The 2,029-nt window shown below is 59.2% G+C and carries 3 protein-coding genes; all 3 read right to left on the reverse strand.

Features of this window, described 5'->3' with window-relative positions; translation table 11 throughout:
- A partial coding sequence (locus tag ABX749_RS30995) for a hypothetical protein (RefSeq protein WP_372899440.1) occupies window positions 1–594 on the reverse strand: 594 nt, incomplete at its 3' end.
- Window positions 591–1,211 carry a chemotaxis protein CheW gene (locus ABX749_RS31000; protein WP_145207466.1) on the reverse strand — a complete coding sequence of 207 codons (621 nt, stop codon included), beginning with the start codon at window positions 1,209–1,211 and terminating at the stop codon, window positions 591–593. The genes ABX749_RS30995 and ABX749_RS31000, both read right to left, overlap by 4 nt.
- A partial coding sequence (locus ABX749_RS31005) for a hypothetical protein (RefSeq protein ID WP_372899441.1) occupies window positions 1,208–2,029 on the reverse strand: 822 nt, incomplete at its 5' end. The genes ABX749_RS31000 and ABX749_RS31005, both read right to left, overlap by 4 nt.

Genomic DNA, 2,029 nt, shown 5'->3' on the forward strand with positions numbered 1-2,029 from the left:
CCGGTCTTGGATCATCGGCGAAATGTGTACCTGCCCCTGCTTCAAACCGGACGCCGACAAGAAATACCCTTCCGTGGTGATCGCCGCGATCCCTTCGGTGATCAGCACCGATGACGTCCCCTGCTTCTCCACCGCCATCACGCCTTCGCCGTCGGCGTCATACACCGCGCAGCGAATCCGCTCGGGATAAAACGCCATTTGCGCCGAAACGATTTGCCCCAGCCGGGTGATCCAAAGTTCGGTGGTCGATCCGACTTGGACCGGGTCTTTCCCGGGGTTGATCTCGTTTTCCCAGCACCTGACGATTCCGGGGATCGGTGGAAACGTGGGGATGGTCAGCGTGTCCGCTCGGGTCTGGTCGACGACGCTCATGATCTGATTGGCGACCGCGTCGGTTTCCGCCCGCATCTTATCCAACGTCATGTCCGTCACGACGTCGCGGCTGCGGTTGAATGCGATCCGTCCCATCGCAGCCATCGAGATGACAATCGCAATCGCCGTCAACGCGCTAAACTGCCAACGCAGGGAGATCGATTGAAATCGTTCGGACCAACTCATGCCGGGATGCTCGATCGAAGGGGGATGGTCAATCAAGGTTGATCGTTCTGATCAATGTAAATGCGGTCGCATCGAAGCAACGCGTCGCCGTCTAAAATCATGACCGCGTCGGCGGTGCAGCCGACCAACAGATCGACGACACTTCCCAATCCGCCGCTCGGTTCACGGATATCTTGCTTGCGGATCGTGGTCACGTGCTCCAGTTCGTCCACCAGAATCGCACACTCGGGTTTTTCCGTCCCCAGAACCAGCACCTGGGAATCGCGTTGTGTTTGGCCGGAAAGCCCGAGGAAACATCCCAAATCGATGATGGCCGTGATCTCGCCACGCAGATTCGTCAGCCCCAAGAAAAAGTCATCGGTATCGGGAATCGGCGTGATCGACTGCGGTTGCATCAGCGCCAGCACGAATCGCGTTTCGATTGCCGCTTCTTCGCTGCCGAGACGAAAGCGAACCACTTCGATCAACTCACTCGTATCGATCACGCGTTCGGGAACGCGGGCGAGTTGCCGCGACCGTTCGGCCATCAGCGACTTGATTTGCGCGTCGGACAGGTTTTCCGCGCTGCGGAGCGACTCTTGTGCACGCGATAGACGCTGCTTGATGCCTTGCCAGTCGAATGATTCCCTGGGCGATCCTTCGTTGATCATCATGGATCTCGCCTCGATTCGATTCGTGACAGTTGTGACTGCGCCGCGACGGCGATATCGGCTACCGTCTCGCCGTTGGACATCGGCAACACATCGTTCGGATTCCCGAGGGCGCACAGTTCACAAACCCGACGAAAGTGTTTGCGTGCTGAGACATATTGTCCCTGCCGGCGCTGGATGGACGCAAATAGAAAATGCGACATCACCGAAGATCGGTTAAGAAAAATCGCCTTTCGTATCGATTCGAGTGCCATCAGCGGCTGATCCGCGTCGGCCAGTAAGACTCCATGGAGATAATGCAGCTCTTCCACCAACGGATGCCGCACCGTGGCCGTGCGACAGATTTCAAGCGCCCGGTCCGGATCCGTCGCAGCGACCAATTTGATCTGCGCCAGGCACGCATCGGAATCGTCCGCCCGTTCCCGCGCCGAACTCGTCTCCCCGAATTCGTCGCCGGCGTTGAAGCTCGTGACCGAGGCAAGGTGTTTCGTCACCGGGTCCGCGGGCGCAGGAAAGGGTGGCGTGGCAAGCAGTGTTCGAGCAGTCAGTGTTCGAGCAGTCAGTCTTTCGGACGCCCGTTCGGTCGACCGCTGGCGGGCATCGACGTCCGTCAAGGGGCTGGAACGCGATCGCCCGCTGGTCGCCGTTTTTGCCGTCGATTCGGCATCCAGCGGACGGCGATAGAACACACCGTGATCGCACGCAACGACCTCATAGTCGGCATGTTCGACCAGCCGTGGATCGCCCGACGCCGTGATCAACCATCCGCCGGGCGATAGGGACTTGAACAAGCGACGACTGATCTCACGAACCGTCTCGGC

This window comes from Stieleria sp. (assembly GCF_041595215.1).
GTDB classification, from domain to species: domain Bacteria; phylum Planctomycetota; class Planctomycetia; order Pirellulales; family Pirellulaceae; genus Stieleria; species Stieleria magnilauensis.